This is a genomic window from Arthrobacter sp. JUb115, from assembly GCF_004365035.1.
Classification (GTDB): Bacteria; Actinomycetota; Actinomycetes; order Actinomycetales; family Micrococcaceae; genus Glutamicibacter.
Window position 1 is genome coordinate 42,148 of record NZ_SOBS01000012.1, and the last position, 22,996, is coordinate 65,143.

Genomic DNA, 22,996 nt, shown 5'->3' on the forward strand with positions numbered 1-22,996 from the left:
CCTAGCGTCAGCATCAACTGCATCGGTAGCGTCAGCATCAACTGCATCGGTAGCGTCAGCATCAACTGCATCGGTAGCGTCAGCATCAACTGCATCGGTAGCGTCAGCATCAACTGCATCGGTAGCGTCAGCATCAACTGCATCAGCATCGGTAGCGTCAGCATCAACCGCTGCGGCAACTACTTCGAAAGTGACTTCGTCCGTAGAATTCGCATCATCGTCGCCGTCAGTCGCTACTGCAGTCTTTTCACCGGGAGTCACGCCTTCAAACTCGACGGTCCAAGTCCCGTCTTCGCCAACGATGGCTTCCTCGGTCAAATCATCTAGCGTTACGGTGATGGTCTTGCCTGGTTGAGCAGAACCTTCAACGGTAACGACTTCGCCTTCCGGAATCTGTGCACCATTTTCCGGGGAAGTGATGATGACTGATGCTTCATCCGCAGCTCGTACTTCGGAACGTGCAAACGAGATCTTGTTTGCACTATCACCCATTGCAGGCAGCAGCGTCACCGAAAGCGCAGCAACGTAGTCGCCAGCCTCCGTAGAATCCTGCTCGCTATCCGGATCGTCGATTACAGTGGTTCCCTGCTCATTGACGGTGATCTCAACGATCTCGTTGAGAACCCCTTCAACTACTGGTTCCAGAGGATCCGTTACGCCATTGACGATTCCGGTGATGACGCCAGGCAGTCCGTCAATTACCGGATTGACCAAGGTACCCAAGGCACTGCCCACGACATCCACTACACCAGTGGCCAAAGGAGTAATAAGGGCTCCGAGGTCGAGTCCCGCCAGAGTCAGATCGACGTTCGTCGTCGGCTGGTCTTCAACTAATCCCAAGAAGCTAGCAACGCTTCCTTCTACGGTTGCGGTACCTGATGCCAGGGGAAGTAGCAAACGCGCTTCTAGGCCAAGATTTACCACGATGTCGATTTGGTCAAGCGCCGCAACCATACTGTCGCGAAGATCCGTTACTAAATTCGAAAGTGCAAGAGTGATCTCATCTGCAATTTCCTGAACTGCCGTGGTGCTTAGCACTTCATAATTTGCAGGCTTACCATTGAGTCCGCCAGTAGTGATCTTTGAAAGGTCAACGCTAATGTCGCCTGACCCGAGATCAATGGTTACCAGCCCAGTATCAGAAGTGACGACGCCAGTCAGTACGTCGTTCTTGACTTGCGACAAAGCCGCGTCAATACCATTAAGGGCAACCGTTGAATCTGTGACACCGATACGCGCGAGAGGGCGCAGATCGATATCAATTGCTTCAAGGCCAGAAGTAATGGTGCCCAGTACACCTTCAGTCGACAAACCAGTGTTGAGTGTCGTACCAAGATCATCGACAACGGCGCCTAGCGCGCTAGTCAAGCCCTCGACTGCAGGGCTGCTAACGGTGGCAGACGCGCCTGCGACTAGGTATTGCGTATCCAAGGTGCCGTCGGTCTTGTCAGCGGTTGAGCCCAACGCGCCGATCTCCAACGATGCTTCGTCGACAATCTGGTCGGTCAATCCGTCTACACCGAGTTGACCAAGCAATCGGGTCAAGTCGACGTTCGCAGTCATATCGCCCGAGTTAGTGCCGTCGAGACCGATGGTTCCATCAGCACTGACTGCGCCTGCTCCCGCCTTCGCGCTAGTCACACTCGGGGTTTCGGCGTACGAGCTAAGAACTCCAGCTTCACCCAAGGTCAGAAGTCCAGTGCCGTCACCGTTGATCAATGGCACGTTGCTGAGTCCTGTACCCAAGTTGAGGTTCAGAGCACCCAAAGCTTCAACGTTTAGTGGATTATGAACTGGGCCCGGCGCGCTTGGATTGCCAGCATAGGCAAAACCAGCGTCAGCAACAGGAATGTCCAGCAAGTTCAGATCCAGTACGCGACCCAGGGCTTCAGAGCCGTCAGCAGGTGCCGCGTATGCGGCAGTTACGGTAGGAGCCACGAATAGGCTGGCAACGACTGCCCCTGCAAGAACGCGGCGTGCGGCACGCGGTTTCTTGCCATTCTTAGGTGGCAAATTATTTGCTTGCACCACTATCCTCCAAAAGTTGGTTGTGATCTAGGGAACCCCAAAGAGCTCCTATTTGACCCTATGCTGGACGAACCCCGACTCACAGGTTTCTTTCAGCCATTTCTTTGCATACTCAGGTCAAACTTCTTGGCCACACGGTCAGATTCGATGGCCAGCAGGTAATACTGAACAGTAATTTAACTTCCTGCCATTTGAGGAAATAATGCACTTACAACCACTGACATGAAAATTTACCCAAACAGTGATGTAACAATATGACAACAACCTTGCAATGCTATCTGTCAAGCCAAGGGATTTGACTAGTTGGCCATAGACTGTGAATCACCTGCTAGCTTTCCCCGCCTCAGAACGGGTTAGGAAGGATTGGCCAGGACAATTCCAGTTCGTAGTGATGGAGGATTCTTGTATGTCTCATATCCGTATTCATCTGGCTGATAGTGACCATTTCTCACGGGCCGGGATTGCTGGCGTCTTAGCCGAGGCCAGCGACATGGTGATCGAGCATGTTTCGGATTGCATGTCCGAGGCCGTTCAAGCTGCAGCCGAGCTGGAGCCGGACCTCGTCATCCTGGAATCGTCGCTGAATGGGACGGATCTGTTCTCCTCGATCCGCGAAATCTCCGAGAGTGCACCAAATACCAAGATCGTGGTGTTGGCTACCCGATACCAGCGGGACGATATCGCCAAGGCCTACGATGCTGGCAGCTCGGGGCTGATCTCGAAAAGCTCCATCAGCGCGGAACTGCCCAGCGCACTGCGCATGCTCGCTGCAGGCTACCAACTTTTTGCCCAGCCGTCGGACGGCTGGGAATCGACCGCGAAAATCGTGCGCCGCTCAGGCCAGCAATCCGTCGTGCGCAAGCTCAGCGACCGCGATCGGAGCCTGGTGCGCCTGGTCGCGGCCGGGCTCACCAATTCTCAGATCGCCCGTATCGCACACATCTCCGAAGGCTCGGTGAAGCTCCACTTGGCGCGCATCATGGAGGAACTGAGCGTCACCAATCGTGTGCAGCTGGCAGTAGTGGCGACAGAATCCGGATTGGTTTCGTCTGCAGATCTGCAGATCGCCTGAAACAGAATCGAATCTGGTCAGTACACCGTGCGAAGCTGACTGGCAGGGATCCACATTTCTTCGCCGTCACGGTCAATCTGCCGCCACGCGCCCTGGCGCGCAACGATGACCACGGCCGTGTCGGCCGGAAGAATCCGCACCAGCGAGTAATGGTCGCCAGGACCGCGTCTCGCGTTCAGTCCGATGGTGGTCAGTGCCCGCTGGTTGGGGACGGCGATCAGCCCGCCCTTGGCTGGACGGGAGGGAATCTCCTGCAGGTACATGCTGGGAACCCAGCCCAGCAATTTGCCGCACTGCACCTGGGACCACAATCCCTGCTGGAGCATCGAGCGGACCTTGGACCCCTGGTCAATGACCTTGAGCACCGGATACCCAGTGCCGCTGCCCTTGCGCAGATTCAACGTTGCCGTCGTCGCATGGGTGGCTTCGATCAATGAATAGCGTGAAAGAACTGGCTCGGCCAGCTCGTCATCGTCTTCGGCAACTACCGGCTCGTCAAAGACCGCCGGGATCGCTTCAAGATAGATATTCGGCAGCCAACCGTAGATCTGGTGCACGAGAACATGCGCCCACGAGCCGTTGACCTCAATCAGGACCAGCTCTGTGCCGTGCTCCAAATGGCTCTGCACTACGTAGTGGCGGCCGGCGCCCTTGCGCAGCTTGAGCGAGGCAGTCGTCCGGTGGGTATTGGCAATGGACGACGTCCGAGCCGACTGATGTGGATAGCCCACCTGGTTCACAACCACCTCAAATGAAAAAACTTAGGGAAGCAACCACCGGTTGCTTCCCTAAGTTTATTCCATTTTTAGAAGATGCGTGCTTCGCCGCCTCCTAGGATGCGGAAGAACGCGAGCCGAGCTCTGCATCCAGTCGCAGCAGGCCGCTTCCATCGTTGCCGATCATCCTGACCCGATCCAGGATTTCACCAACGGTGGCTTCCTCTTCAACCTGCTCATCGATGAACCAGTGCAGCAGCGGCAGGGAGTCGATGTCGCCCTCGGTCTGTGCCAAACGGTACAGCTCGCGAATCGCTCCGGAGACCTTCTGCTCGTGAGCCAAGGAAGCCGCGAAGGCATCTGCAACGCTGTTCACATTCACAGTCGGGGCAGGCTGCTCGCCAATCTTCGGGTGGGCCGAGCGGTCGGTCATGTGGGTCATGAACTTTTCCGCGTGCACGATTTCCTCGCCGGCCTGGGCACGGAACCAGCCAGCAATGCCGGGAAGGCTCAATACGTCCATTTCAACTGCCAGCTGACGGTAAACCGTTGCTGCGGTTAGTTCGAGAGTTACCTGGGTGCTGAAGGCTTCTGCCAGTTTTCCTGTAAGTTCCATGTCATCAGACTAAACCTGTTTTGCCACCTTGTCACCGAAGTTCGGACTCACTTAGTCAAACCTGAATTAGGGAATCATCCCAAGTTGGGATCGAGTTAATGTAGCCGATACTAACCTAACTTAGGCATGCCGATACGATGCTAACCTACTTGCCCAGTCCTGCTCTGCGCAGCGCCTCGGCCATCGCGGTGTTGCCCGGTGCAGCCGGTTTGCCCTGCGCGGGCTCGGCTTTGCGGTTCTGCCCAGTGCGGCTCTGCCCAGTGCGGTTCTGGCCCGGGCGCGCCGAACGGCCAGCTCCCGGTCCCTTGCGTTCGCCTGGCCCGGAATTCCTGGCCTCCGCGCCAGCAGCAGGCAGTTCGTCATCCAGTCGCAGAGTCAGCGAAATGCGCTTGCGCACGGTATCCACTTCCAGCACCTTGACCTTGACAATCTGGCCGGAGCTGACCACTTCGCGAGGATCCGAAATGAACTTGCTGCTCATGGCCGAGACGTGGATCAGGCCGTCCTGGTGGACGCCCAGGTCCACGAACGCACCGAAGGCCGCAACGTTGGAGACGGTGCCTTCCATGACCATCCCCGGCTTGACGTCCTTGATGGTCTCGACGCCTTCCTTGAGCGTGGCCGTCACGAACTCGCCACGGGGGTCGCGGGCAGGACGGCGCAACTCGGCAATCACGTCACGAATGGTTGGCTCGCCAAACTGGTCCGTGGCGAAGTCCTGCGGGTTCAGCTCTTCAAGCCGGCGGCCCTGCGCCTCAGCGCTGCTCTGCAGGGTCTTGGCCAGGACATAAGCTTCGGGGTGCACCGAGGAAGCATCGAGTTTCTCCTTGCCACCGGTAATGCGCAAGAAGCCCGCGCACTGTTCAAAGGCCTTGGCTCCCAGACGCGGTACCTTCAGCAGATCCTTGCGGGTAGCGAAAGGGCCGTTGGCGTTACGGTGATCCACGATATTGCGGCTCAGCAGCGGCCCCACGCCGGCTACCCGGGCCAGCAAGGCAGGGGATGCGGTATTCACATCGACGCCTACGGCATTCACGCAGTCCTCGACCACCGCATCCAGCGCGCGGTCCAGCTTCGAGGCAGTGACATCGTGCTGGTATTGGCCCACGCCGATGGACTTCGGATCGATCTTCACCAGCTCGGCCAGCGGGTCCTGCAAGCGGCGGGCGATCGATACCGCGCCGCGCAGCGACACATCCATATCCGGCAATTCCTGGCTTGCCAGCTCGGAGGCCGAGTAGACCGAAGCGCCGGCTTCCGAGACGATGACCTTGCTGACGCCCTCGCCGCCAAGCACCTTGATGACCTCGGCAGCTAGTCGGTCTGTTTCGCGCCCCGCTGTGCCATTGCCTACCGCAATCAGCGTGGTGCCGTGCTTCTGGGCTAGCTTGGCCAGTACCGCGATCGATTCATTCCATTTATTGGCTGGCGCATGGGGATAGATCGTTGCCGTTTCCACCGATTGGCCGGTCAGGTCCACCACTGCAACCTTCACACCGGTGCGCAGGCCCGGGTCCAAGCCCAGCACGGCCTTGTTCCCGGCCGGCGCCGCCAGCAGCACATCGCGCAGGTTCGCCGCGAAAATCTTCACCGATTCGTCTTCAGCGGCCTCGAACAAGCGCGAGCGCAGGTCTGATTCAAAGCGGGTCAGCAGGCGGGCTTTCCACGCCAAACGCACAGTCTGCGCAATCCATTTGGCAGCCGGCGCACCGGTGGGAACGTTCAGCCCCAGGGAGGAGGCGATAGCGTTCTCGTAGGCGCTGCGTGCTTCGTCCAAGGCACGCTCGTCGCGTGGATCAGCTTCAGCGAGCTGCAGATTCAGCACGCCTTCGCGTTCACCGCGCAGCAGGGCCAGGACCCGGTGTGATGGCAAGCGATCAAGTGGTGCCACATAGTCCAGGTAATCGGAGTACTTTCCCTGGCCCTCTGCGGTGGCGCCCGAGGCGACGCTGGCACCGATCTTGCCGGTGTTCCACAGGCGTTCGCGCAGTTCACCGGCGAGAACGACATCCTGGGATACGCGCTCGGTCACGATGGAACGCGCGCCGGAAAGCGCATCTGCGTCGGTGGCAAATCCTGCATCCGGGTTCAGGTAGTCGGCAGCTGCCTGCACCGGATCCGTCATTGGGTCCGCGAGCAGCAGATCGGCCAAGGGTTCCAGGCCAGCCTCGTGGGCAATCTGGGCCTTGGTGCGGCGCTTGGATTTGAATGGCAAGTACAGGTCTTCGAGTTCCGCCTTGGTGCTAGCGGCGCGAATCGCTTCGGCAAGCTGGTCGGTCAGCTTGCCGGCTTCGGCGATGGCTTCCAGTACAGCTGCGCGGCGGTCTTCCAATTCACGCAGGTAGCGCAACCGTTCTTCGAGCAGGCGCAGCTGGCTGTCGCTGAGCATGCCGGTAACCTCTTTGCGGTAACGGGCAATAAAGGGAACGGTGGATCCGGAGTCCAGGAGCTCGATCGCTGCCTTGATCTGCCAGGGGGCTACCGCGGATTCCTCGGAGAGTTCCCGGGCCAGTTGGGCAATGATTTGCTGCCCCGTTGCGCTGTCATTTGCGGTGTTCTTCTGCTCGCTAGTCACCGATCCATTGTGCATCATGCCATCCGATCTTCAGATGATCGACTCGGTTGGCATTCAGCAGAAACTCAATCTCCATGGCTATGATTTATTGTTATGGGGATTGAGAAAGTTCGAAAGGCAACAGCACTCGTTGCGATTTCGTGTATGGCGCTATTGAGCACCGGATGCGCATTTGTTGAAGACACCGCGGCCGACGCGGCTAACCAGCTGACCGATGCAGCGTCCAAGGAAATCGTGCGCCAGGCCTGCGCACCGGTCCAGGACGGCACCATTGACGCTAGCGAACTTCGTGTCCTCTCGTCCATTGTGAAGTCGGTCCAGGGCGGTGGCCTGCCGCAAGACTTGGTCGATGTGCTCCAGGAGCTCGCAAATTCAGGAGACCAAGCACCCGAAGCGCTGCAGCAGCGCCTGATCGGGATTTGCGACGAGGCTACGGTTTAGCAGCTTCAGCGGCACTAGCCACCTGCTGATCTAGAATTTTCCCATGGTCGAAATTCCAAGAAGCGGCAAAGTACGTCTCGATGCGTGGCTGTGGTCAGTACGCATCTACAAGACTCGTTCGTCCGCGACCACTGCCTGCCGTGCCGGACATGTTCGCTTGAACGGCGATCCGGTGAAGGCGTCGCAAACCGTTGTCTCCGGTGATCGCATCCGTGTGCGCAAAGACGGTTTCGACCGCGAGCTGGAAGTCAGCGGGCTGATCTCCAAGCGCGTCGGCGCGCCAGTTGCCGCAAAATGCTACATCGACCACACCCCGCCGCGCGAACGCCTGGTCATTCCCCAGGTGCCGATCCGCGAACGCGGCGCCGGCCGGCCCACCAAGAAGGACCGCCGCGAAATGGATCGCTTGCGGGATTCCTGGCAGGCCCCGGATCCAGGTCCTGATCTGTCCTAGGACAGCACGATTGCAGGAACGTCCGACTGGAATTCGAAGATCTGCGCGTAGAAGGCCAATGAGCTTTCCAACGCCTTGATGATGTTCTCCGACTTCCTGAACCCGTGCTGTTCTCCTTCGAAGAGGATGTAGGCATGGGCAATGCCGCGTTCGGCCAGCGCGTCCGCCACGATCTGGGACTGCGCCGGCGGCACCACCTTGTCTTCATCCCCCTGCAACAGCAATACGGGGCAGGAAATCTTCGCCACGTGGTTGATTGGCGCGCGCTTCTCGTACAGATCAGCAGCTTCCGGATACGGTCCGACCAACGTGAACATGTACTGCGATTCGAAGTCGTGGGTGTCCTGCACCAGGCCCACCAGATCCGAAACACCGTAGCGGCTGACGCCCGCGGTGAAGGCATTGGAGAAGGTCAGCGCGCACAGCACGGTCCACCCGCCGGCACTGCCGCCTTCGATGCCGATGCGTGCGGGGTCGGCAATGCCCTGCGCTACCAGCGCGTTGACCACGGCGACGGTATCGGCAACATCGACTACACCCCAGGCGCCGCGCAGGCGGTTGCGGTATTCGCGGCCATAGCCGGTGGAGCCGCCGTAGTTCACGTCGACTACCCCGATCCCGCGCGAGGTGTAATAGGCAACCGTGGCACTGAGCGTCGGGGAAGCCTGGCTGGTCGGCCCGCCGTGCACGAAGGTGACGAAGGGCGGCAGTTCGCCCTCCATTCCTGCGAAACCTTCCTGGGAAGGCCGGTAGAGCAACGCGTGGACGGACTGGCCGGCGAGGTTCTTGCACTCGAACTCTTCAACCTCCGGAAGCACCGCTGGATCCGGCAGCTGCGCAATCGCACGGGTCACCGGGTGGTGTTCCAAGGTGTCGAGATTGATCAAGGTAATTTCTTCGCCCTGGGTCATCGATGACGTGCCAGCGAGCAGCCACCCGTCACGCAGCGCGAACGGGCGGATGCCGGTGAATGGCAGCGCGAGGTCTTCCAATCCCCCGGTGTCCGCGTGCAGGCGTGCCAGCTTGGTGGTGCCGGTGCCGTAGGAGCACAGCAGGGTGCGGGCGCTTTCTGCCAGGTACCATCGTGTGCCCACCTGCCAGAGCGGGCCGGCGAATTCTGCGGCACGGTCAACCAGCCGGGTGGTGCGTGCCGAGCTGTCCTGGTAGAGGTAGGGGTTCCACCAGCCGCTGGCATCGGAGATGAAAGCCAACTGGTCATCATCGAGCCATTCCGGTTGCATGACCGAGACTTCTGCTCCACCGGCGATGACGGTGTCCTCCAGTACGCCGTCTTCGGTGAAGTCAGCCAGGTGCAGCTCGGTGGAGTCCCACGGCATATTCGGATGTTCCCAGCTGATCCAGGACAGCCGGGTTCCCGCGGGGTTCAGCCGTGGCGCTGCAACGAATCGCGCCGGGGCGCTGAGGATGCGGATCTTGCCCGGGTCCTCGGCTGCGCTGCCGTCCAGTGGGATTTGCACGATGTGGCGTACCGGTTCTGCCCGCAGGTCTTCCATGATGGCCAGGATGCTGCCTTCTGGACCCGGGGTGAATTCGGCGAAGCGCAGCTGCGGGTCTGCGTCGGCTACGCTGGCGGGGGTCAGGGCCGCGGCATCGTGCTCCCCGACAGTTTGCCGGTAAACCCGCTGGTCAGCGAAGTTCGCAAAGACAATGGCCGGGGTGCCGCCCTCGATGATCATCCAGCTGGAGCCGCCGTATTCGTGGACCCGGGAGCGCACGTTGAATGGTGCCTGGATGAGCTCTGCACCGGCAGTGCCGTCGGTGCCGTATTCCATGAGCGTGATGCGCCCGCCTTCGGCAGGACGGCCTTCCTGGACAATGAGCTTGCCTGAGAAGAAGCAGGCTCCGCCCAGCGGCTTGGTTCCGGCAGCGACGTCATGCGCGGAAATCGATGATGGCCATGATCCAAAGGGTAAGTGCGTAGGCATATTCTTGATCCTAGCGATCTTTATGACTCACAACGACCCTCGACAAGCATCAATCCGATGCGCTTGGATTGATCCATGACTAGATACGCCGTATTCCTGCGCGGGGTGAATGTCGGTGGGGTCAAGGTCCTGATGAAGGACCTGGCCCAGCTGCTTCTCGCTGCTGGTTTCACCGACGTGAAAACCCTTTTGGCCAGTGGCAATGCGGTGCTCAGCGCATCCAGTTCCGATCCGTTGGAAGTACAGGAGCACTGCAATGCGGTTCTGGCCGGGCACTACCAGCGGCCGATTCCCACGCTTGTCTGCACCGTCGCGGAAATCCAGCAGCTGTCCCAGCCCTTCCCGCTGCCCTTGCCTGATCCGGCCAGCGAACACCATGGCTACTTCACGCTCTGCGAATCGGCTGAGGATGCCCAAGCGGTGGGCGCCGCTATCCAGGGACCCGCTGGGCCAGGAGCCTACCTGGTCCAGGGCCGTGCCGTAGCGTGGATTGTCCGCAAGGGCGAAAGCACCGCGAATCCCCTCGGGAAGCTCATGGCCGCACAGGCAAAGCAACGCATTGTGACGACCCGTAACCACAACACCCTGGTCAAGCTCGCCAAGATTCTTGGCTGAGCTCGCCGGTGAGCAATAATTGAGCCTTGACCACCCACTGATTGACCTGCAAAAGGCCCGAAATGTACATCCTGATCGAGCTCATGGGCATTTTCTTCTTCGCCGTCGCGGGTTCATTGATGGCCGCGCGCCGTGGCTTCGATCTGCTCGGTTCGGCCTTCCTCGGCGGGGTCTGCGGACTGGGCGGCGGAGTGGTGCGGGATTTGATTCTCAATCAGTCCCCGGCGACTTTCGCGCATCCGGTCTACTTTGTGCCTCCGGTGCTCGCGGCGCTGTGCGTCTACGCGTTTACCCCCGCGGTGCAGAAGCTGCACCGCCTGGTCCAGCTATTCGACGCGGCAGGCCTGGGCCTGTTCTGCGTCACCGGTACGCTCAAGGCCCTGGAACACGACTTCAATCAGGTCACCGCGGTCCTGCTTGGTGTCATCACCAGCGTAGGCGGCGGCTTGATGCGCGATGTCATTTCCAACGTCACCCCTGATTTGTTCAACCCGCGCGATATCTACGCGTTGGCCGCCATGGTGGGTGCCGTGCTCACCGCCGTGGCCTGGCATCTGGGGCTGATGAACGTTCCGGTGGGCGCCGGCATTGCCGCCTTGGCTTTTGCCATCCGCGTGGCTTCCATCCGCTTCGGCTGGTCGGTCCCGTTGGCCGCGGGCCATTGGCATCGCTCCCGCCCCACGCCACCGTGCAGCGAGGGTCCGCAGCGCCACTTCTAGTCGATGCGCTCGAGCTTGCCCAGGTCCTCGGTGCCTGGCGAATCGTCTTCGATGGTGCGCGGCGGATTGATGATGATCGCGCCGACCAGCATCACGATGACGCAGCCGCCGAGCATCGAGAAGGCCGCACCCCATGAATCGGTGGCTTTCTGCACCACGCCGAAGAGCATGGGAACCACTGCGGCACCGGCATAGCCAAGGCCCTGGGCGAAGCCCGAGAGCACGCCTGAACCGTAGGTCGTGCGCGAGCGCAGGTTCATCATCAGCAGCGCAATGGCGAAGGTGCCCTGCCCGAGGCCGGCCAGGCAGATCCACAGCGCAGTGTTCTGCGTTGGCGACAGGTAGATGCCAAGGTGCCCGGCAATCCAGCACGAGGTGAAGACCAGGACTGCAATGATCGGGTGCTTCAGCCGAGGCACCCAGAGCGGAACCAGCAGGCTGACCGGCAGGCCGAGGATCGCGAAGAGCGCCAGCATGTTGCCCGCTGCCATTTCATCGAGGCCGCGGTTCTGCAGGTAGGGCGGAAGCCAGGTGAAGTAGACGTAGGTCTGCGCCGAGTTGCCGGCCAGGAAAATTGCCAGGCCCCAAGCCACTTTGGACTTCCAGGGGTTGATCTTGGCGATAGGCTGCGGATGCCCGCTGGCGTGGACCGGGTTATCCGGGCGCTGTGTCCCGCGGTCGGCAAGCAGCTGCACCAGCCATGGCACCAGCACGATGCCCGACAGGGCGGCCCAGGAACCAATGGAGATCTTCCAGTCGCTGAGATTGGCCAGTGGAACAGAGAACTGGGGGGCCATCCAGGTGCCGATGGCCAGCATCGTGACATAGCCGCTGGTGACCATGCCGATACGGTCAGGGAAGTACTTCTTGACCAATGGCGGCAGCACCACGTTGCCCATGCCGTAGCCGGCCAAGGTGATGATGGACAGGGCGAGGAAGGAGTAGACCTCGGGCATGAAGATCCGGGCTACCTGGCCGATGACAGCTAGGCCCAGCGAGATCATCAGGGTTTTTTCCAGGCCGAAAGCCTTGATCAGCCGCGGAGTGAGCAGGCCGAAGACTGCGAAAGCAATGGGCGCGAGCATCGCCAGCAGGCCGGTGGTGAACTCGGTGAACGCGATATCCGCTTCAATGCGGGAAAGCAATGGGGATACTGACACCACTGCGGCGCGCAGGGACAGTGCCAGCAGCAGGATGCCAAACAGCGCTCCAACTCGTCCTCTGATTGGAGAAGCAACGCTCTTGTTCTTCATTGATTTCTACCGGCCCGCTATTCGTTGAGGTTTCCCAACTTTTTTATTCTCGAGACCAACTCTAGTAAGCGATTGAGCTCGCCATCAAAATTGCGCTCGTACCAAGTCCCGGGCAGGGCCAGATTCGCGTAGAGCCCCTCGCCGGCGAGCATCACCAGATGCGCGATGTCCTTGCTGCCGACTTCATCCAGAATGCACCGGAACCAGCGCTCATTGGTGCTCTCGATTTTTTCCGTCGCGGCTTTGACCCCGGCCTGGGCCAGGCGTTGCAGGGCCACCAGATGCCGATCCAATTCGGTATCGACTTCCGCGCTGGTGCGCACGTAATAAACGGACGCCCCTTCCGCTGAGGTGCACATCCCCTCGACATCACGGGCGACATGTTCCTCCGCGGCCTCGATGACCGCATCCGCCAGCGCATCCTTGGAGGCGAAGTGGTAGAGCAGCCCGCCCTTGGAGACTCCGGCGCGTGCGGCCGTGGCATCCAGCGTGGCTGCCCGCTCCCCCTCTTCGCACAAGAGCGCGATATAGGCGTCAAGCACTTTGCCGCGGGCAGCAGGTGGGCGAGCCATAGTTCTCCGTTCCAAGGTGTAGTTCGTGATCGATCTGACTTTACCAACAATTGTAACTATACCGTCTAGACGGTACAGTTAACAATTGCGGGCAAATCCCCGCGCATTCCACTACCTATCCAAGGGCGAACGTCATGACCTCGAATATCTCCGAACGCGTTACAGTGCTCAGCAAGCCGCGCCGTTGGGCGGCACTGGTGGTCCTGCTGTTCCCTGTCCTGCTCATTTCCGTCGACAACACCGTGCTCTCCTTCGCGGTCCCGGCAATCACCGGAGCCCTGTCCCCCTCGGGGAACCAGCTGCTGTGGATTATCGACATCTACCCGCTGATCCTGGCCGGGCTGCTGGTCCCCATGGGATCACTGGGCGACCGCATCGGCCGGCGCAAGCTGCTGCTGATCGGCGCGACCGGCTTCGCACTGGTTTCCGCCCTCGCCGCTTTCGCCACGGATGCCACCCAGCTGGTGGCAGCCCGTGCCCTGCTTGGCGTCTTCGGCGCAATGCTCATGCCGGCCACGTTGTCCTTGATCCGCAACATCTTCCCGGATGATACCGAACGCCGGACCGCCATTGCGGTGTGGGCGGCGGCCTTCTCCGGCGGTGCTGTGCTTGGCCCCATTGTCGGCGGCGTGCTGCTCGAGCACTTCTGGTGGGGCTCGGTCTTCCTGATGGCCGTGCCAATGCTCCTGCCCCTGCTGATCGGCGGCATGATCCTTGTTCCCGAATCCAAGGACCCGAACCCGGGCCGCGTGGATCCGTTCTCGATCCTGCTGGTGGTCTTCACCCTCTTGCCATTTGTCTACGCCATCAAGACCGCGGTAACTGCCCCGTGGTACTTCTCGGCCGTGGCCATCGTCCTGGCCATTGTTTGCGGTGCGGCTTTCGTACGCCGGCAACTCAAGGCCGAACAGCCGATGCTCGATGTCCGCTTGTTCAGCAACGCACTGTTCTCTGGCGCGTTGATGGTCAACCTGATCGGCATCTTCTCGCTGGTGGGCTTCATCTACTTCGTCTCCCAGCATCTGCAGCTCATTGCAGGATTCTCCCCGCTGGTGGCGGGACTGTGGATGACTCCGGGCCTGGTGCTGACCATGGGCTTCGGATTGCTCTCGGTGGCGCTCTCGCGCCGTTTCGGCACGCCGAACATCATGGCCATCGGCCTGATCCTCTCCGCGGTCGCCTACCTGCTGGTGATCCTGGCCGGGGAGGGATCCAATTCCTTCCTGCTCATGACCGCGTTTGCTGTCCTCGGTACGGGAATCGGCATGACCGAGACCTTGTCCAATGACATGGTGCTCTCCGCAGTCCCGGCTTCCAAGGCCGGCGCGGCATCGGCGATCTCGGAAACCGCCTACGAAGTAGGCTCGGTACTGGGCATTGCAGTGCTGGGTACCATCCTGAATACGGTCTACACCTCGCGGTTGCTCGCGCCCGGCTCGCTGACCGATGCCCAGCTGCAAACTGCCGGCGAGACCTTGGGCGGAGCGCACCAGGTCGCCGCCGATTTGAGTGCCGCCGATGCGCAAGCGCTGCTGGGCTCCGCAGCCATGGCCTTCGACCACGGAGTCCTGCTGACTTCCGGCATCGCCGCGGCGTTGTCCCTGATCGCTGCCGTGGTCGTATTCCGCGTCATCAAACCGGCATTTCGGTGAACTCGGCTCACCGCTTAACCAAATTTCTGATTAATTGGTTCAAAGTTATTCATTTGTCGTCACCAAACACGTAGGCTAGGCAATGTAGTTCCAAAGTAATTCGCGAAGTACCCGTTAGAAGTTTGTGAATGTCGTACCACCTCGGTTGACGCGAGCCCCCTTCTAGACGTGAAGTGAATGACTTGGCTGCTTCGCATTATCCGTCTTCCATCCTGGAATTCGGAGGATGCGCAGATTACAACCAAGCTCGCCAACTAAACCGGCGAGAAACGTCTGAAAGGACCAAATAAGAAAATGGCAACCGGAATCGTCAAGTGGTTCAACGCTGAAAAGGGCTTCGGCTTCATCGCTCCAGACAGCGGCGATCCAGACGTCTTTGCACACTTCTCTGCAATCCAGACCCAGGGTTTCCGCACCCTGGACGAGGGCCAGAAGGTGGAGTTCGAAGTTGTTGAGGGTCCAAAGGGTCTGCAGGCTGCAGACATTCGCGCTCTCTAAAGAAGGTCTTTGGCGCTAACGCCAGACTTAGCCAGGGAACGGCTATCCGCACTGCGGATAGCCGTTCCCTGCGTTTGAGGCGGAAGTTACTGGAATACTTCCCGTACGCCACCGGTTGTACCCAATGTGAAGCTATCTATTCTGGATCTTGCTCCGGTTGAACCCGGGACAACTATTTCCGACTCTTTCAAGTCCTCCGTCCGCTTGGCGCAAACTGCAGAACGCCATGGGTATGAACGCGTCTGGTACGCGGAACACCACAATATGCCCACCATTGCTTCCAGCGCGACCTCGTTGCTGATCAGCCACATAGCCCACCACACCGAGAAGATTCGCCTCGGCTCGGGCGGCATCATGCTTCCGAACCACTCCCCTCTGGTGATCGCCGAGCAGTTCGGCACGTTGGCCGAAATCTACGGCGACCGCATCGATTTGGGCTTGGGCCGTGCACCGGGTACCGACATGACCACCCTGCGTGCCTTGCGCCGCGACCCGTCGGCCGCCGATTCCTTCCCGCACGATGTGCTGGAGCTGCAGGCCTATCTCGCCGGCGAATCCAGGGTTCCTACCGTTCAGGCGACCCCGGGAGCAGGAACCAACGTTCCGCTGTACATCCTGGGCTCATCGCTCTTCGGTGCCAAGCTCGCCGCCCAGCTGGGACTGCCGTATTCCTTCGCCTCGCATTTCGCACCGGCTGCGCTGCATGAAGCGATCCGCATCTACCGCGAGGAGTTCACCCCCTCAGAGCAACTGGCTGAACCGTATGTCATTGCCGGCGTAGGCGTGCTGGCTGCGGAAACGGCTGAACGAGCGCATGAACTGCTGGACGTTGCCAAGCGCCATCGCGTGTCAAGCTTCATCGGCCGTTCCGCGAAGAAGGAATTCACCGAAGCGGAGATCGATATGCTCATGGATACTCCGCAGGCGCAGCAGATCCTGGACATGATGCGCTACACCGCGGTGGGCACCGGAGAACAGGTTGCCGAATACCTGCGCCACTTCGCTTCGGCAGCTCAGGCAGATGAACTGATCACCATCCACTACCCCACCGAGGAGCACGCTCGACTCGAATCGGTGATGATTACCGCCGAGGCCTGCCAGCTGGCTAGCGCCCGGTAATTCTGATCCAGCGCTTGGCTGCCATCAGCAGCAGCGCAACCAGAGCGAGGGTCAAGCAGAATTCCACGCCAATATAGGCGTAGTGCCATAGCGATCCGCCATCGGAGACTCCTGCAAGCACCGCATCGGTACGCGCAGAGAGGCCCGGGCGGATCGCTGCGGTTTTAATCAGCAGCAATAGGCCGACCAGCCCTACGCCCCAGCCCCAGGCCTTGCCGGCAGCGCGCTTGGCCGAACCGGCCACCAGGGCAATGAAGAAGATGATCTCGGCCATGTTCATTGCGAAGAAGACGCGGCGTCCAATGCCCAGTCCCAAGGGAATGGTGATTCCGGGTGCGGTGAATTTCAGTGGTGCCTCGATGAATGAAATGCCGATGATCAGGCCGAGCCACAGTGCAGGAATGTAGATGCGTGCAGCCACGGCCCACTGTGCGCCGCGGCTAGCAGGCGCTGGAAGAGGACTAGTCATGCCTCCACAGTACGCCGGGTTCTAGCGTGCTTTGCGCAGTCCTGCCAGTGCCCAGACGGCTAGCGCTGCGGCCACCACGGCGCAGCCGATGGAGAAGACCAGGATGCTTTGCTGCTGCCCGAAGACCCCGACGGCCCAGCCCAGCGCGATGACTGGAACAGCACTGCCCAGGTAGGTCACCAGGTATATGGTGGACACGGTTTGGGCATGCTGCTTGTCGTTGACCGCGTCCACCGCTTGAGCGAAGGCAGTGCGGAAGGCCATGCCCTGGCCCAGGCCCACGAAAACCAATGCCGCGATGGCCCATGGCAGCCGGCGATGCTCGGCAGCCACGGCCAGCACTACGGTGGAGGCCGCCATCAATCCCAGACCGATAGGCAGCAAGGCCTTGCCGCCGCGCACGACCAGCTGCGACAGGGCGGATATGCCCAATGGCAGGCCGGCAATCAGGCCAATGACCAGCACCGAATCCAGGCCAAAGGCCTGGGCGAAGTAGCCAGGTGCCAAGGACAGCACGAAGCCGAAGATGGCGAAGCTCAAGAAGCCAACGAGGGCAGCGAGCCAGAACGGTGCCCGGGCCGAGCTGGGGACGCCCAAGCGGCGTGGGGCCAGGGCCTTGCTTCGCTGGCCGCGCTCAGCCAGCGCAATGGCCGGACGGGCCTGCAGGGTGCTCAACGGGACCAGGATCAGCAGCAGCAAGAACGCCTGCACCATGAACACGGTAGTGCGCCCGCCAGGCAGATGAGCCAGCAGCCCGCCCAAGACCGGCCCGAAGGCGACACCGCCCGATGAGGCCAAGAGGGTGAAGCGCGAAGCCCACTCAGGCCGCGCAGGAAGAAGTTCACGCAGGGCCGCGGCGCTAGCACCGGTAGCCAGCGCGACACCGGCGCCCTGCAAACCACGGCCAAGGCACAGCTCCAGAAGGTTGCCGGCCGATCCGAAGACCAGGGTTCCAGCGAAGGAAACAACGACCGCGATCACCAGCGCCGCACGGCGTCCGATATGATCCGACCAATGCCCCACGGTGGATAGGAAGAGCATCAGCGAACAGACGTAGCTGGCAAAGGCCACGGTGGTTCCCATGGCGCCAAGGTGCAATTCGGATTGGAGTGCCGGATACAGCGGGGTGGCCAGGTTGGCTCCGACCAGCAGCAGGAAGCTGACGGACACGGTGATCACCAGTCGAGCGGTCAGCCCGGGGTTCCAGGAGAGTACGCGATGGTTCATTGGCTGCATGCGCAGCTCGCTGATAACCGACAAATTCACTCCCGGGATCAAAGTGGTCCAGACCAGCTGGGCACGAAGAATGCCCAGAAAGAGTTTTTACCGGTGGGGCCACTCGCTGCCCCACCGGTTAGTTGAGCGTTCTGCTTGCGTTTGTCTACTACAACAGAGCGTTCACTCACTAATATCCGCCTGCTGGAAGCAACGAGAGAGATTTCTTGCTAGCATTTGAGCAGATTGTTCAAAATTTTGTCCCCGCAGATAACCCGGAGTGAGCATATAGTGCGATTAGACGATGTAGACCTGAAAGTGCTGCTCGCACTGATCAAGGATCCCCGCATCCAAATCTCTGAACTCGCAGATGAGGTCGGTGTTGCGCGCAACACAGCACAGTCGCGATTGCGCCGTTTGCAGCGCGCCGAAATCCTCCGCGACGGCGGCCGCGACATCGATCTGAGCAAGCTCGGCTACGACGTCCTGGCCTTCGTGACGTTGGAAGTGAACCACCGCGATCTGGATACCGTGGTCACTGCGCTGCGCCAGATCCCCAGCGTGCTGGAAATCCACGAGACCTCCGGACGTGGAGATCTCTGGGTGCGGCTCATCGCCACCGACACCCACCAGCTGCAATCAGCACTGCGCCAGATCCTGCGCGTCAAGGGCGTCACCCGTTCGGAAACAACCTTCGCGCTCCATACGCACCTGGCCTACCGTGCCGCTCCCCTGCTGGAGCACTATGCCGAACATGACCACTGAGAAGTCATTCACTGTCAGCTGCAGAAAACAAGTCTTTCGTTTCCCGAAGCAGCGTCCTACTCTGGTGATACGAGAAGTCACGAGGTAAATCCCCGGCTTCCGGCGGATCCCTCGTATTCGACGAAGGAGTACGCAATGACGAAGGATTTCGACACCACAGAATTTGCGCCGGAGTTCGGCAACGACATCTACGAACCGGATGACGGACGCGATTCCCAGGCTTATGAGGGCTCAAGCGACATGCCGGAAACCATGCGCAACCTCGACCCGCTGGCACAGCGCAATTACCTCTACGACGATGACCTGGAAACCGAAGACCAGCTCGACAACGAATTCGCCGCAGACGATGACGACGACGAGGAAAGCACAGAGCTTGTTGACCTTGAGGACGAACTCTAGGCCGTGGGCTAAGCAAATCTTTGGCTAAAGGCCATAGACTTTAGAAGTGATTAATCCAGTTCATCTGCGCACATTGCTCGAAGTGGTGGCGCATCGTTCCTTTGCCACGGCCGCAACCCGCTTGGGCTACACGGCCAGCGCTGTCTCCCAGCAGATGACAGCGTTGGAGCGAAGCACCGGTACCACGCTGTTCCTGCGCGGCGCACGCTCCATCACCCCGACGCCAGGCGCCCTGCGCATGGTGCGCCATGCCAAACGGGTGCTCACCGACCTCGACGCCCTCATGGCAGACGTCGCCACCATCTCCACCGAAGCTACCGACCTTGAGGAAATCAAGCTTGGCATCTTCCCCTCGCTGGCGACCTACGCGCTGCCGCAAATCCTCAAGGCACCGGATTGGTCCTCCTTGGGCATCAACCTGCGCCTGTGGATCGGCGAACCCCAGCAAACTGTCGCAGGCCTTGGCACGGGCGGCGACCTCGACCTCGCACTGATCTTCCAGGTGGGACCCGGCGGACTGTCGTGGCCAGCGTCCCTGGAGCGCACCTGGTTGGGCGATGACCAGTTCCGGGTAGTGATCCCGGCGTCCTGGCCCATCGCTGAAGACGCCCAGCTGACCGTGGACCAGTTGGCCGAATGGCCATGGATCTTCCACCACCCGGGCACCTCGGATGCCACCTTGATTTCGCGCTTGTTCTCGTCCTACAACATCCACCCGCAGGTGGCTGCCTACTGCGACGACTTCAATGCGTCGCTGAGCCTGGTTTCCTCGGGACTGGGCGCCGCCCTGGTTCCCGATCTGGCCATGGCCAACGCTCCGGAAGGCATCCGCATAGTTGATGCCCCCGAGATTCGCCTGGCCCGCTCCATCTTCGCGTTGAAACCGGAGAATTCCAAGAAGCCGAAGGCCGCGCTGGTATTGGACCGGCTCGCCCAGGTGCTCTCCCGCTGATTCGTTGCGCCGCGGCGCCACTGGTGCCTGCATCCGTCCCAAGAAAGAGGAATGTCCCGGTGGAGAACCAGACCCCTGCATCTTCCAGCGATGGCGTAGTCATCTCGGCCGTGCATGGACCAATCGGCCACATCGAGCTGAACCGTGCCAGCAAGCTCAATGCGTTGACCCTGGAAATGCTCATTGAGCTGGGCCGGGTGCTGCGTGCGTGGGCCGTGGACCCGTCGATTTCGCTGGTGCTGCTCACCGGCCGCGGCGAACGCGCCTTCTGTGCCGGAGGAGATATCGCCGATTTCCACGCAGCAGTCACCACCGGACGCCATCAGGATTTCATCGATCTGCTCGCGAGAGAATTCGAACTGGATTACCTGATCTCCACCTATCCCAAGCCCCTGATCAGCTTGGCCCATGGCATCACCATGGGTGGGGGCATCGGCCTGGCCTCGCACGCACCGGTGCGCCTGGTGACCCCGAACGCCACCATGGGAATGCCCGAAGCGAAGATCGGCTACACCCCGGATGTGGGAGGCAGCCACCTGCTGGCCAGCGCGCCGGGCCACTTCGGCGAGTTCTTTGCAATGAGTGCGCAGTCCTTCACCGGTGCCGATGCCGTACTTCTCGGTTTTGCCGATGCCGTTGTCACCGAGGACTTCGCCCAGAACATCCTCGATGAGCTCGATGAGTTCGCGGGGCTGAATGCCGGAGAGATCGCGGCTGCTATCGAGGTCATGCACGGTGCGCCCGAGTCCTTCGCCTTGGAACTGGACCGCGGCTGGATCGATCATGCTTTCAGTGCCGCCACCCCGCAGGAAGTCTTGGCACGCTTGGAGCAGATGGTCCATCCTTCGGCGCAGCGTGCCGCGCAGATGCTGGCAGCGAATTCCCCGACCAGCGTGGCCAGCGCGTTCTACAACGTGCGGGCTGCACGTGAGGAGCAGGACCTGCGTTCGGCCTTGGACCGCGAACTGCGCCTGGCCCGCTACCTGATGCACCGTGCCGATCTTGCCGAGGGCATCCGTGCCCAGGTCATCGACAAAGACCGCAACCCCACGTGGATTCCGGCTTCGCTGGAGGAAGTGGACCACGAGGCGTTGCGGTCTCTGGCTGCTGATTCGGAAGGCTAGCTGTCAGCTCCCGGCTTGCCTTCTGGCCGGGTGACATCTGCATGCACCGGGCGCACCTTGGCTGAATCCCTGGGCTCGATGCGCGGTGCGTTCACTGCATCGGCTGGTTCGCGAACCACCGATGGGGTGATATCCACGCTCTTGGGCGCGGTGTAGGCCAGCGGTGCATGCTCGCCGAAGTGGTCCGCGTCTGCTTCATCCCAGTCTTCCATCCAGGAACCTGGAATATCCTCGAGCAGTTCGCCGGGACGCAACCACTGGAACAGCGAAGCGTAGGAGCGAGTGGACTGCAGGTTCACCCGGCGGCGCAGCATCCGGGTGTTCAGCTGCTCCGGGCTGGTCAGTCCCATCGATGCCATGATCTGCGCGCATTCGGTGACGGTCAAGCGATGGTAGTTGTAGACGCGGTGGCCCTTGTCCTCCACATCCAGGGCACGCATCAGGCGCTTGTTCTGCGTGGCTACGCCTACGGGGCAGTGGTTGGTGTGGCACTGCTGGGCCTGGATGCAGCCGGTGGCCATCATCATGGAACGCGCCGAGAAGGTGAAATCCGCTCCCTGGATCAGCCGCTTGATGATGTCGGAGCCGTTGGCGACCTTGCCTGCCGCGGCGAGGCGGATTTCGTCGCGCAGTCCGGCACCCACCAAGGTGTTGTGCACCAGCATCAAGCCTTCGGTCAGCGGGGCGCCAACATGGTCCTCGTATTCCAGCGGCGCAGCTCCGGTGCCGCCTTCAGCGCCATCAATGGTGATGAAGTCCACCAGGATGCCGGTTTCCAGCATGCCCTTGCACAGGGCCATGACGTCGGTGCGGGAACCAACGCAGAACTTGATGCCCACTGGCTTGCCACCGGAGAGGTCGCGAAGCTTCGCTACGAAGTGCATCAATTCGCGCGGGGTGGAGAATTCTGCGTGGCTGGCCGGTGAAATGCAGTCCACGCCCATCGGGACATCGCGGGCCTCGGAGATTTCCGCGGTGACCTTGGCAGCCGGCAGCACGCCGCCGAGCCCGGGCTTGGCGCCCTGGGAGAGCTTGATGGTGATGCCCTTGACTCTTTCATGGTTCGCCTTGGCAGCGAAGGTTTCGGGGTTGAAGCGGCCCTGCTCGGTACGGCAGCCGAAGTAGCCTGAACCGATTTCCCAGAACAAGTCGGCCCCGTATTCCAGGTGGTACTTGGTCAGCCCGCCCTCACCGGTTTCATGGACGAATTCTCCCATCGCGGCGCCCTTGTTCATCGCCAGCACGGCGTTGGCAGAAAGCGAGCCGAAGCTCATCGAGGAGATATTCATCAGCGAAATCTCATAGGGCTGCGAGCACTGGCTGGACCCCACCCGTACGCGGTGCTGCGATGCTACCGGGGCCACCGGAGCTGCCGAATGCAGCAGGTATTCGTGGCCGACTTCATTGACATTCAGCTCCGTGCCGAAAGCCTTATGGCTATCGGCGCCCTTGGCCCGCGCGTAGATCAGCGAGCGGGTGTCGCGGTTGAAAGGACGGCCATCGGTATTGCGCTCAATGAAATACTGCTGGATCTCGGGGCGGATGAATTCGAAGAGGTAGCGGGCGTGCCCGACAATCGGGAAATTGCGCAGGATCGCATGCTTCTTTTGCAGCAGGTCCCTGATGCCCAGAAGCACCAGCAAACCGGTGAGCACGACGAGGATCCACCACACCCATTCCCCGGAGGTGCCGGCAAGGATTGCGGTCACCACGAAGCCAGTGAATAGGACAGCCAGGAACAGGAGAACCACTATTCGCATCATGATGCGAGCCTAGTACCTCCCCGCTGCCTTGTC

At 60.7% G+C, this 22,996-nt stretch carries 22 protein-coding genes; 12 read left to right on the forward strand and 10 right to left on the reverse strand.

Annotated features, from left to right (window positions below; translation table 11 throughout):
- Positions 1 to 2,028: choice-of-anchor G family protein (locus tag EDF61_RS16720; protein WP_133834865.1), on the reverse strand; the 2,028-nt coding region annotated here is incomplete at its 3' end.
- 406 nt (positions 2,029 to 2,434) lie between these two features.
- Between EDF61_RS16720 and EDF61_RS16725 the strand changes: the two genes are divergently transcribed.
- The gene (locus tag EDF61_RS16725; RefSeq protein WP_166650865.1) at positions 2,435 to 3,100 is read left to right on the forward strand and encodes a LuxR C-terminal-related transcriptional regulator; all 666 of its coding nucleotides are present in this window, start codon (positions 2,435 to 2,437) and stop codon (positions 3,098 to 3,100) included.
- A gap of 17 nt (positions 3,101 to 3,117) precedes the next feature.
- Here EDF61_RS16725 and EDF61_RS16730 read toward each other — a convergent pair whose 3' ends face one another.
- The 3 genes from EDF61_RS16730 to EDF61_RS16740 form a co-directional block, all read right to left on the reverse strand.
- Positions 3,118 to 3,831 (reverse strand): SH3 domain-containing protein, encoded by a 714-nt coding sequence (locus EDF61_RS16730; protein WP_133834867.1) that lies wholly within the window; start codon positions 3,829 to 3,831, stop codon positions 3,118 to 3,120.
- 100 nt (positions 3,832 to 3,931) lie between these two features.
- On the reverse strand, positions 3,932 to 4,432 hold the full coding sequence (locus EDF61_RS16735) for a ferritin (RefSeq protein WP_133834868.1): 501 nt from the start codon (positions 4,430 to 4,432) through the stop codon (positions 3,932 to 3,934).
- A 145-nt stretch (positions 4,433 to 4,577) separates the two neighbouring features.
- Complete coding sequence (locus EDF61_RS16740) at positions 4,578 to 7,022, reverse strand: Tex family protein (protein WP_502699084.1); 2,445 nt, start codon at positions 7,020 to 7,022, stop codon at positions 4,578 to 4,580.
- A gap of 129 nt (positions 7,023 to 7,151) precedes the next feature.
- Between EDF61_RS16740 and EDF61_RS16745 the strand changes: the two genes are divergently transcribed.
- Complete coding sequence (locus tag EDF61_RS16745) at positions 7,152 to 7,448, forward strand: hypothetical protein (protein ID WP_286172318.1); 297 nt, start codon at positions 7,152 to 7,154, stop codon at positions 7,446 to 7,448.
- A 43-nt stretch (positions 7,449 to 7,491) separates the two neighbouring features.
- Positions 7,492 to 7,902 carry an RNA-binding S4 domain-containing protein gene (locus EDF61_RS16750; RefSeq protein ID WP_133834871.1) on the forward strand — a complete coding sequence of 137 codons (411 nt, stop codon included), beginning with the start codon at positions 7,492 to 7,494 and terminating at the stop codon, positions 7,900 to 7,902.
- Here the strand turns inward: EDF61_RS16750 and EDF61_RS16755 are convergent.
- Positions 7,899 to 9,848 (reverse strand): S9 family peptidase, encoded by a 1,950-nt coding sequence (locus EDF61_RS16755; RefSeq protein ID WP_133834872.1) that lies wholly within the window; start codon positions 9,846 to 9,848, stop codon positions 7,899 to 7,901. The two genes, EDF61_RS16750 and EDF61_RS16755, sit on opposite strands and share 4 nt — an antisense overlap.
- 75 nt (positions 9,849 to 9,923) lie before the next feature.
- On the opposite strand from EDF61_RS16755, the gene EDF61_RS16760 reads away from it, so the two are divergent.
- Together EDF61_RS16760 and EDF61_RS16765 are read left to right on the forward strand one after the other, a co-directional pair.
- Positions 9,924 to 10,463, forward strand: coding sequence for a DUF1697 domain-containing protein (locus EDF61_RS16760; protein ID WP_133834873.1), 540 nt, complete (start codon positions 9,924 to 9,926; stop codon positions 10,461 to 10,463).
- A gap of 62 nt (positions 10,464 to 10,525) precedes the next feature.
- Positions 10,526 to 11,182 (forward strand): trimeric intracellular cation channel family protein, encoded by a 657-nt coding sequence (locus EDF61_RS16765; protein ID WP_133834874.1) that lies wholly within the window; start codon positions 10,526 to 10,528, stop codon positions 11,180 to 11,182.
- On the opposite strand, the gene EDF61_RS16770 is transcribed toward EDF61_RS16765, so the two are convergent.
- Both EDF61_RS16770 and EDF61_RS16775 read right to left on the reverse strand, forming a co-directional pair.
- Complete coding sequence (locus EDF61_RS16770) at positions 11,179 to 12,435, reverse strand: MFS transporter (protein WP_133834875.1); 1,257 nt, start codon at positions 12,433 to 12,435, stop codon at positions 11,179 to 11,181. The two genes, EDF61_RS16765 and EDF61_RS16770, sit on opposite strands and share 4 nt — an antisense overlap.
- A gap of 17 nt (positions 12,436 to 12,452) precedes the next feature.
- A complete protein-coding gene (locus EDF61_RS16775) occupies positions 12,453 to 13,007 on the reverse strand; it encodes a TetR/AcrR family transcriptional regulator (protein ID WP_133834876.1) in 555 nt (184 codons plus the stop codon).
- 134 nt (positions 13,008 to 13,141) lie between these two features.
- Here EDF61_RS16775 and EDF61_RS16780 point away from each other — a divergent pair, with 134 nt between their 5' ends.
- From EDF61_RS16780 to EDF61_RS16790, 3 genes are all read left to right on the forward strand, one after another.
- Positions 13,142 to 14,659 (forward strand): MFS transporter, encoded by a 1,518-nt coding sequence (locus tag EDF61_RS16780; protein WP_133834877.1) that lies wholly within the window; start codon positions 13,142 to 13,144, stop codon positions 14,657 to 14,659.
- A 294-nt stretch (positions 14,660 to 14,953) separates the two neighbouring features.
- Positions 14,954 to 15,157, forward strand: a complete 204-nt coding sequence (locus tag EDF61_RS16785) for a cold-shock protein (RefSeq protein WP_013349999.1) — start codon at positions 14,954 to 14,956, stop codon at positions 15,155 to 15,157.
- 126 nt (positions 15,158 to 15,283) lie between these two features.
- On the forward strand, positions 15,284 to 16,276 hold the full coding sequence (locus EDF61_RS16790) for an LLM class flavin-dependent oxidoreductase (protein ID WP_133834878.1): 993 nt from the start codon (positions 15,284 to 15,286) through the stop codon (positions 16,274 to 16,276).
- Here EDF61_RS16790 and EDF61_RS16795 read toward each other — a convergent pair.
- A complete protein-coding gene (locus tag EDF61_RS16795; protein WP_133834879.1) occupies positions 16,263 to 16,745 on the reverse strand; it encodes a hypothetical protein in 483 nt (160 codons plus the stop codon). The genes EDF61_RS16790 and EDF61_RS16795 overlap by 14 nt on opposite strands.
- A 21-nt stretch (positions 16,746 to 16,766) precedes the next feature.
- Positions 16,767 to 18,005: an MFS transporter gene (locus EDF61_RS16800; RefSeq protein ID WP_133834919.1), complete on the reverse strand. Its 1,239-nt coding sequence runs from the start codon at positions 18,003 to 18,005 to the stop codon at positions 16,767 to 16,769.
- Positions 18,006 to 18,248: 243 nt separating this feature from the next.
- Between EDF61_RS16800 and EDF61_RS16805 the strand changes: the two genes are divergently transcribed.
- The 4 genes from EDF61_RS16805 to EDF61_RS16820 all read left to right on the forward strand — a co-directional run bounded on the left by EDF61_RS16805 (position 18,249) and on the right by EDF61_RS16820 (position 21,200).
- Entirely contained in the window at positions 18,249 to 18,725 is a 477-nt protein-coding gene (locus EDF61_RS16805; RefSeq protein ID WP_133834920.1) for an Lrp/AsnC family transcriptional regulator, read from the forward strand.
- A gap of 135 nt (positions 18,726 to 18,860) precedes the next feature.
- Positions 18,861 to 19,124 carry a hypothetical protein gene (locus EDF61_RS16810; protein WP_105658861.1) on the forward strand — a complete coding sequence of 88 codons (264 nt, stop codon included), beginning with the start codon at positions 18,861 to 18,863 and terminating at the stop codon, positions 19,122 to 19,124.
- A gap of 46 nt (positions 19,125 to 19,170) precedes the next feature.
- Positions 19,171 to 20,076 carry a LysR family transcriptional regulator gene (locus tag EDF61_RS16815; RefSeq protein ID WP_105658862.1) on the forward strand — a complete coding sequence of 302 codons (906 nt, stop codon included), beginning with the start codon at positions 19,171 to 19,173 and terminating at the stop codon, positions 20,074 to 20,076.
- 59 nt (positions 20,077 to 20,135) lie between these two features.
- Positions 20,136 to 21,200, forward strand: a complete 1,065-nt coding sequence (locus EDF61_RS16820) for an enoyl-CoA hydratase/isomerase family protein (RefSeq protein WP_133834880.1) — start codon at positions 20,136 to 20,138, stop codon at positions 21,198 to 21,200.
- Here the strand turns inward: EDF61_RS16820 and EDF61_RS16825 are convergent.
- Positions 21,197 to 22,963, reverse strand: coding sequence for an FMN-binding glutamate synthase family protein (locus EDF61_RS16825; RefSeq protein WP_105658864.1), 1,767 nt, complete (start codon positions 22,961 to 22,963; stop codon positions 21,197 to 21,199). The two genes, EDF61_RS16820 and EDF61_RS16825, sit on opposite strands and share 4 nt — an antisense overlap.
- Between the last annotated feature and the right edge of the window lie 33 nt (positions 22,964 to 22,996).

Bases quoted from the DNA above. Each gene is read 5' to 3' on its own strand.
- EDF61_RS16725 (WP_166650865.1), top strand. From the start codon at position 2,435: ATGTCTCATATCCGTATTCATCTGGCTGATAGTGACCATTTCTCACGG.
- EDF61_RS16735 (WP_133834868.1), bottom strand. From the start codon at position 4,432: ATGGAACTTACAGGAAAACTGGCAGAAGCCTTCAGCACCCAGGTAACT.
- EDF61_RS16740 (WP_502699084.1), bottom strand. From the start codon at position 7,022: ATGCACAATGGATCGGTGACTAGCGAGCAGAAGAACACCGCAAATGAC.
- EDF61_RS16745 (WP_286172318.1), top strand. From the start codon at position 7,152: ATGGCGCTATTGAGCACCGGATGCGCATTTGTTGAAGACACCGCGGCC.
- EDF61_RS16750 (WP_133834871.1), top strand. From the start codon at position 7,492: ATGGTCGAAATTCCAAGAAGCGGCAAAGTACGTCTCGATGCGTGGCTG.
- EDF61_RS16755 (WP_133834872.1), bottom strand. From the start codon at position 9,848: ATGCCTACGCACTTACCCTTTGGATCATGGCCATCATCGATTTCCGCG.
- EDF61_RS16760 (WP_133834873.1), top strand. From the start codon at position 9,924: ATGACTAGATACGCCGTATTCCTGCGCGGGGTGAATGTCGGTGGGGTC.
- EDF61_RS16765 (WP_133834874.1), top strand. From the start codon at position 10,526: ATGTACATCCTGATCGAGCTCATGGGCATTTTCTTCTTCGCCGTCGCG.
- EDF61_RS16770 (WP_133834875.1), bottom strand. From the start codon at position 12,435: ATGAAGAACAAGAGCGTTGCTTCTCCAATCAGAGGACGAGTTGGAGCG.
- EDF61_RS16775 (WP_133834876.1), bottom strand. From the start codon at position 13,007: ATGGCTCGCCCACCTGCTGCCCGCGGCAAAGTGCTTGACGCCTATATC.
- EDF61_RS16780 (WP_133834877.1), top strand. From the start codon at position 13,142: ATGACCTCGAATATCTCCGAACGCGTTACAGTGCTCAGCAAGCCGCGC.
- EDF61_RS16785 (WP_013349999.1), top strand. From the start codon at position 14,954: ATGGCAACCGGAATCGTCAAGTGGTTCAACGCTGAAAAGGGCTTCGGC.
- EDF61_RS16795 (WP_133834879.1), bottom strand. From the start codon at position 16,745: ATGACTAGTCCTCTTCCAGCGCCTGCTAGCCGCGGCGCACAGTGGGCC.
- EDF61_RS16810 (WP_105658861.1), top strand. From the start codon at position 18,861: ATGACGAAGGATTTCGACACCACAGAATTTGCGCCGGAGTTCGGCAAC.
- EDF61_RS16825 (WP_105658864.1), bottom strand. From the start codon at position 22,963: ATGATGCGAATAGTGGTTCTCCTGTTCCTGGCTGTCCTATTCACTGGC.